Genomic DNA, 7,623 nt, shown 5'->3' on the forward strand with positions numbered 1-7,623 from the left:
CGGGTGAGGCCGCCGGACAAGAGAGAGCATTCGGCGGCGCTCTTCCGCATCCCGCTTTCTCTGAGGTTCCTCGACATGATCACCGAGACGAGCTGCCCGACAGCATCCTTTGCTCTGCTAGCGCGCGCCAAGGCCGTCCTTCGTGCGGCCAAGCTGCTCCTGCCAATCCTCGCCCGCGGCGAGCGCATCGATGCCAGGTGCCTCCGCCTGGTCATGCAGACCGCGTTTGGCGGCAGTGATGCCGAGGGCAGCTGGGATTGGAAGACGGCGTACGAGGCCTGCGAGGTCGCTTCTGTTCTGTTCCTGGCCAAGTACGGTCCGGCGATGATCAAGGCGAGCCATGGCGTGCCCTCGGCCATGCTGCCGATGGTCGCAAAGATCGCAGCTCTTCTTCCGAGCCATACCAGGCGCTCACTGGAGAGCCAGAGTTTTCAGCAGTTCTCGACGCCGTTGCCGTTGGCGCTCGCCGCGGCCGCGGCGGCGCAAGTGACATCGGCCGATCGCGTGCTCGAGCCTTCAGCAGGGACGGGGAGCCTGGCGGTCTTCGCGGAGCTCGCCGGCGGCTCGCTCCTGCTCAACGAGCTAGCTGCAAGCCGCGCCGCCTTGCTCGATCTGGTGTTTCCGGGTGTGAGCGTGACGCGTTTCGATGCTGCGCAGATCGATGATCATCTCGATGCCGCTCTTGTCCCAAGCGTCGTCCTGATGAATCCGCCATTCTCGGCGACCGCGAATGTGGATCGCCGTCTGGCCGATACGACGTTGCGCCATGTTTCTTCGGCGCTCGCACGGCTCGGAGATGGAGGACGGCTGGTCGCAATCACTGCCGCAAGCTTTGCGCCGGACAATCCGACCTGGACGGATGCTTTCGTGTGTCTGCAGGAGCGGGGCCGCCTCGTCTTCTCTGCTGCGATCGATGGCGCTGTCTATGCGCGGCAGGGGACGACGACGGCCACCCGGCTGCTCGTGATCGACAAGCAGCCGGCGCGAGATCCTCATGTCTTTCCGCAGTCGGCCGGGATCGCGCCCGATGTGAGGGCCTTGCTTGGTTGGATCACGGCGCTCGTGCCGCCGCGGCTGCCCATGGCGGGCCGCTTTGTTGTGCAGGTGGACGTGCGTGCGGGTCGGCGGCCGAGAGACCAGCGCGCATTGGCCTCTAGCTGCTCCTCTCCCCCGTCGACCACGCCCGAGCCTGCGGGCTGTGAGCTCGCTTACGAAGTGGTGGATGATGTGCCCGCGGAAGGACCCCGCCTGACTGAAGCGCTGTACGAGGCGTATCAGCTGCAGTCGATCCGAATCCAGGGAGCACAGCCGCATCCGACGAAGCTCGTGCAATCCGCCGCCATGGCGTCGGTCGCTCCGCCCAAGCCGGCGTATCGGCCGCATGTGTTGCCCCGGCTCGTAACCGATGGCGTGCTGTCGGACGCACAACTCGAGAGCATCATCTATGCCGGCGAGGCGCATAGCGGGTTCCTCGCGGGCTTCTGGACGGTCGAAGAGACATTCGACCAGGTCCGTGCGGCCAGCGAGGACGCCGACGGCGCGGTACGCTTCCGGCGCGGCTGGTTCCTGGGCGACGGCACCGGTGCGGGGAAGGGGCGCCAGGTCGCAGGCATCCTGCTCGACAATTGGCTGAAGGGCCGGCGCCGGGCGATCTGGGTCAGCAAGTCCGACAAGCTGATCGAGGACGCCCAGCGCGACTGGGCGGCGCTCGGCATGGAGCGGTTGCTGGTCACGCCGCTGTCGCGCTTCCGCCAGGGAACGCCGATCCGGCTCGATCAAGCCATCCTTTTTACGACCTACGCCACGCTACGGACCGACGAGAAGGCCGAAAAGCTTTCACGCGTGCGTCAGATCGTCGATTGGGTAGGGCGGGATTTCGACGGCGTGATCATCTTCGACGAGAGCCATGCGATGCAGAACGCCGCGGGCAACAAGGGCGATCGGGGCGAGCAGGCGGCCTCACAGCAGGGACGCGCCGGGTTGAGACTGCAGCACGCGCTGCCCCAAGCTCGTGTCGTCTATGTCTCGGCAACCGGTGCAACCACCGTCCATCATCTCGCCTATGCCCAGCGGCTCGGATTGTGGGGCGGCGCGGACTTCCCATTTGTAACGAGGGCGGATTTCGTGGCGGCGATCGAGGAGGGCGGCGTCGCGGCCATGGAGGTGATGGCCAGGGATCTCAAGGCGCTCGGGCTCTATGCGGCACGGTCGCTGTCCTTCGAGGGGATCGAATACGAGCTGCTCGAGCACCGGCTGACGGACGAGCAGGTCAGGATCTATGACGCCTATGCCGAGGCCTTCGCAATCATTCACAACAATCTCGACGCCGCGATGCGCGCGGCCAACATCACCGGCGCAACCGGCACGCTGAACGCGCAAGCGAAGTCTGCTGCGCGCTCGGCCTTCGAATCCGCCAAGCAGCGCTTCTTCGGGCACCTCCTGACCTCGATGAAGACGCCGACGCTGATCAACGCGATCAAGCGTGATCTCGAAGCCGGCCATGCCGCAGTCATCCAGATCGTCTCGACCGGCGAAGCCCTGATGGAGCGCCGCCTGGCCGAGATCCCGACCGAGGACTGGGGCGATGTCCAGGTCGACATCACGCCCCGCGAATATGTGCTGGACTACCTCGCCCATTCCTTCCCGGTGCAGCTCTACGAGCCGTTCACCGACGGCGAGGGTAATCTGTTGTCGCGGCCAGTCTATCGTGACGGCCAACCGGTCGAGAGCCGCGAAGCGGTCGCGCGCCGCGACCGGATGATCGAGCATCTCGCCTCGCTTGCCCCGGTGCCCGGTGCACTCGACCAGATCGTCCAGCGGTTCGGCACCGATATGGTCGCCGAGGTGACGGGGCGATCGCGAAGGATCGTCCGAATCCATGATCGGCTTGCGGTCGAGACGCGGGCGGCCTCTGCCAATCTCGCTGAAGCCGCCGCGTTCATGGATGACCAGAAGCGTATCCTCGTGTTCTCGGATGCCGGCGGCACCGGCCGCAGCTACCACGCCGAGCTCTCGGCCAAGAACAAGCGGCTGCGGGTGCATTATCTGCTGGAGCCGGGCTGGAAAGCAGATGCCGCGATCCAGGGGCTTGGGCGGACCAACCGCACCAACCAGGCACAACCGCCGCTGTTTCGCCCGATCTCCACCGACGTGAAGGCCGAGAAGCGCTTCCTCTCGACGATCGCGCGTCGGCTCGACACGCTGGGAGCCATCACCCGCGGCCAGCGCCAGACCGGCGGGCAGGGGCTGTTCCGCCCGGAGGATAATCTCGAAAGCCCGCATGCCCGCGATGCGCTGCGTCAGCTCTATGGGCTACTGGTTCGTGGCCAGGTCGGAAGCTGCTCGCTGCAGCGGTTCGAGCAGGCGACGGGATTGAAGCTGACGGACGACAACGGCTTGCGTGACGAGCTGCCGCCGATCACGACATTCCTGAACCGGCTTCTGGCGCTGACCATCGAGCTGCAGAACATCTTGTTCACTGTGTTTGAGCAGTTGCTGGCAGCGCGGATCGAGGGAGCCATCGCATCAGGGACCTACGATGCTGGCCTGGAGACGCTACGCGCCGAGAGCTTCGTCGTCACGGAGCGGCGCACGATCTACAGCCATCCGGCGACAGGCGCCGAAACGCATCTCGTCACCATCACCCAGCGCGATCGCAACCGGCCCATGCCGCTGAACGAGGCTGTGGAGCGGCTGCTGCAGCGCCGCGCTGTTCCGCTGCGCAATGGTCGTTCGGGGCGGGCGGCGATCCAGGTGCCGGCGCCGAGCTGGCTGCTCGACGATGGCGAGATCGAGCCACGGGTTCATCTGATCGGACCGATGGGACGCCGCACTGTGCCGCTGGCCAAGCTCGCCGAGCAGGGTTGGGTCGAGGCCGATCGCGAGCAGTTCAAGGCCGGCTGGAGCGCGGAGCTCGCATCCATCCCAGAGTTCACGACCAGCACGATCTACCTCGTCACCGGGCTTCTGCTGCCGATCTGGAAGCGCCTGCCTCAGGAGTCGACGCGGGTCTACCGCCTCCAGACCGATGCAGGCGAGCGCATCATCGGCCGGAAGGTCCCGCTCACTTGGGTCACGGCAATGTCGGCGGAGAGACCGGCGCTCGCAGCTGAGGACGCGTTCGCGGCACTGCTGCGCGACGGCCATGTGTTCGATCTCGCCGAAGGCCTGCAGCTGCGGCGAGCCCGCGTCATGGGCGCCAATCGGATCGAGCTATTGGGCTTCACCGAGGGGCTCAGAGATTGCCTCAGGACCTATGGACTGTTCGGCGAGATCATCTCCTGGAAGCTGCGGATGTTCGTGCCGACCGATGCAAGCGGTGCAGCGATTCTGGCGAAGGTTCTGAAGCGCTTTCCGATTGCGGCGGTCCGTGGGCGGGAGCGACCGTGATGGCAGGTGACGCGTCCGAACTGGCGCGCCGCCTCGCGCGTGAGGCCGAGGCGGTTTGCCGTCACTATCTCTCCAACGGCAGGAGGGAGGGGCGGTACTGGCTAGTAGGGGATATCAACAACACGCCCGGCCGCTCGTTGTTCGTCCGGCTGCATGCCTCGTCGAAGGGGCCGGCCGGCAAATGGACCGATGCCGCGACCGGCGAGCATGGCGATCTGCTCGACCTTATCGGGACAACATGCGCGCTGCGCAGCTTCCGCGAAATTGCCGACGAGGCGCGGCGATTCCTGAAGCTGCCTCGCTGGCAGCGTGATCCGCCGATCGCGCCGCCCAAGGCTCCCCGGCTTTCGCGCGACCCGATCAAGGCGGCGCGCCGGCTCTTTGCGATGTCTCAGCCGCTGATGGGGACGCTCGGCGAGGTCTATCTGCGCAATCGAGGCATCGATCCGCCTGCCAACGCTGTAGCACTCCGGTTCCATCCGCAATGCTTCTATCGCCCGGATGACACCACAACGGTCGAGACTTGGCCGGCCCTGATTGCCGCCGTGACCGATCTCGATGACTGCATCACCGGTGTCCATCGCACCTGGCTCGATCCTGACGGCTTTGATGATCGACGGCTCGGCAAGGCGCCGATTGAGACGCCGCGGCGGGCGATGGGCGATCTCCTGGGGCATGCCGTTCGCTTCGGGACTGCTGATGACGTGCTGGCGGCCGGTGAGGGCATCGAGACCATGCTGTCGTTGCGGACGGTGCTGCCATCCCTGCCGGTTGCCGCCGCGCTCTCGGCTAACCATCTCGCCACGCTGCTCTGGCCGGTCACGCTGCGCCGGCTGTATGTCGCTGTCGACGCTGACGCTGCCGGGATCAATGCGGCACAGGCGTTGACGGTCAGAGCGCTGGACGCCGGTATCGAGGCGATCGTCCTGTGTCCTCGCCTTGGGGACTTCAACGAAGATCTGCGCGCATTCGGGAAAGCCCAGCTCCGGGATATGCTGCGCCATCAGCTGTTGCCGGAGGACGCCACGCGCTTCCTGGACGTGATCTCGGCCTAAACGTCGGTCTCACGTCGGGGGGGCTGCTCTGCGATCGCAACTCGTGGGTGGGCGAGAGGATCTCATCTGAGCCTCCGAGAGCCGCGCCGGGGCCTTCTTCAGAGGCGATCGGACGGCAGGCGGTCCGGTCCGGCAATGGCGGTGCGCGGCTATTTTCCGCCGGCCCGTTTGCGGGCCTTTGCATCGCGAAGCAAAATAGCCGCGCACCGCCATCCTCCGCTGTCGCTCCGGCCCGCTGCTCGAAGTGATCAGCGGGTTCTGGTCCGGTCCGCCCGCCGTCTTGGAGATCGCTATGGAAGGCCGCGATCGGCGCGGTCAGAGATCACAGACGGGATCCCCATGTCCGACCACCACGACGAGATGCGTGAGCCGCACGACACTAGGTCGACGACCGACGACGCTTTGGCCGAACTCCAGTTGCACGGCTACCGGCCCTTCGACGACGAGCCTGATCCGCGGCCGCTGCCGGAGGGCAGGGCCATCACTGGTGCGGTCGCCGACATCTTCGACGCCCTGGTGGCGACTCTCTCCGACACCCGCCTCGAGCCTGAGCTCAAGGATCTCTTGTGGTCGACGGTCAACCTGTTCCACCGCGCCACCATGCGCATCGAACGCGAGCTCGACGACAACGAGCAGGCGCAGCGCTCGAGTCAACGCGAACAGAACGGCTCGGAGGTCCGTTCCGTCGAGCTCGAGCGGCTGACATCGGAAGGAGTGTCGCTGGTCGAACGCCGCAACGTCATGGAGCTGTTCCGCGACCTTGCCGCGGAGGCCTTCGAGCTGCATACGCGATCGCCCTGGCGCCCGCGATCAGGCTCGCAGGTCAACCATCGCACGCTGACGGCTGCCATGATCGACTCCCGCGACTTCCTCGCCGCCAAGCGACGCGCCGAGACCGAGATCATGCTGCCGCAGGGGCCGAAGATCGCACTCACCGGCGGGGCTGACTTCAATGACGTCGCGCTGGTGTGGGACCGGCTCGACAAGGTTCACGCCAAGCATCCCGACATGGTCCTTCTGCACGGCGGTTCGCCAAAAGGCGCCGAGCTGATCGCCTCCAAATGGGCCGCGAACCGGAAGGTGCCGCAGATCGCCTTCAAGCCCGACTGGACGAGGCACAACAAGGCAGCACCGTTCAAGCGCAACGACGCCATGCTGGAGACGCTTCCGATCGGCGTGATGGTCTTCCCCGGTTCGGGGATCCAAGGTAACCTCGCCGACAAGGCCCGTCGCCTCGGCATTCCCGTCTGGACCTTCGGGAAAGGCGGCGCGTGAGCGCCGTCAGCTCCTCGACGTTCCGCCGATCTCACAACGCGTCGGACGCTGCTCCAGCGCCGGCATGACTCTCCGCAACTTTGTCCAGATCACGATGCATATTGTTCGGATCGCGCCGCGGTGGTGGTGGAAGGCGCATCCCGTCATAGCTTTGCACGGAGGCCACCGCCATGCCCGCGATTGCTCTCATTTTTGCACTGTTCAGCGTCGGACTATTGTGCCGCGCGCTGTTTAAGCTCATTGTTCACGCTCTCCCGTTCTTCGTTGCGGTCAGCACCAGCATGGCGGTCCTGAGTGCAGGCGTCGGGATCGCCGGGGCATTTTTGGTCGGCCTCACCGCGGCGGCTCTCACCCTGACCGTCGGCCGAATTCTGTTCGCAACCTCACGATCCCCGCTGATGCGCGCCTCCGTGGCAGCAGCTTTTCTCGTCCCGGCAGCAATGGCCGGCCGTCATACGGCGCTGAGTGTTGCCTTGCTTGCTGGGCCATCGCCGCTCTGGCGCGAGATCATCGGTTTGTTGGGTGCGTTCCTAGCGGTCGGTTGCGCTCTGCACGAGTTGCTCAGTCACGATCTGCCCCGCCCGTCGCAGTCCGGCTAGGGCGGCGATCGGCCTCTCCACTCTTCGCGGCTGTGAACCTGGACTGGGCAGTCTGGCCGCCTAGACCTCGAACGGTCGACGGCGTTGTTCGCAAGCACGAATGTGCTCAGCTGAGCGAAGGCGAGCCACACCCCGAACTGGAGCTTGCGACCCACCGCAGAACGATCTCACCGGCGCAAGGCATTGGCTGAGCGGCTCAAGGCATCTCTCTGGAAACGGGACTGAAATCGTCACGCGCTTTTCTTGTCGCCGGCTTCTGATCGTACGCTTGGCCTGTCCGCCGTCTTGTGCGGCCGCGGCTCACC

At 65.7% G+C, this 7,623-nt stretch carries 4 protein-coding genes; all 4 read left to right on the forward strand.

What is annotated here, in order from left to right; translation table 11 throughout:
• Window positions 1-75: 75 nt before the first annotated feature.
• The 4 genes from QX135_RS16160 to QX135_RS16175 all read left to right on the forward strand — a co-directional run bounded on the left by QX135_RS16160 (window position 76) and on the right by QX135_RS16175 (window position 7,318).
• Window positions 76-4,389, forward strand: a complete 4,314-nt coding sequence (locus QX135_RS16160; protein WP_315745549.1) for a strawberry notch family protein — start codon at window positions 76-78, stop codon at window positions 4,387-4,389.
• Entirely contained in the window at window positions 4,389-5,444 is a 1,056-nt protein-coding gene (locus QX135_RS16165; protein ID WP_315745550.1) for a toprim domain-containing protein, read from the forward strand. The genes QX135_RS16160 and QX135_RS16165 overlap by 1 nt, the downstream gene beginning before the upstream one ends.
• Window positions 5,445-5,783: 339 nt before the next feature.
• Window positions 5,784-6,719: a DUF2493 domain-containing protein gene (locus tag QX135_RS16170; RefSeq protein ID WP_315745551.1), complete on the forward strand. Its 936-nt coding sequence runs from the start codon at window positions 5,784-5,786 to the stop codon at window positions 6,717-6,719.
• Between the two features lie 170 nt (window positions 6,720-6,889).
• Window positions 6,890-7,318, forward strand: a complete 429-nt coding sequence (locus QX135_RS16175) for a hypothetical protein (protein WP_315745552.1) — start codon at window positions 6,890-6,892, stop codon at window positions 7,316-7,318.
• Window positions 7,319-7,623 lie beyond the last annotated feature (305 nt).

Source organism: Bradyrhizobium sp. SZCCHNR1098 (genome assembly GCF_032489375.1).
GTDB lineage: Bacteria > Pseudomonadota > Alphaproteobacteria > Rhizobiales > Xanthobacteraceae > Bradyrhizobium.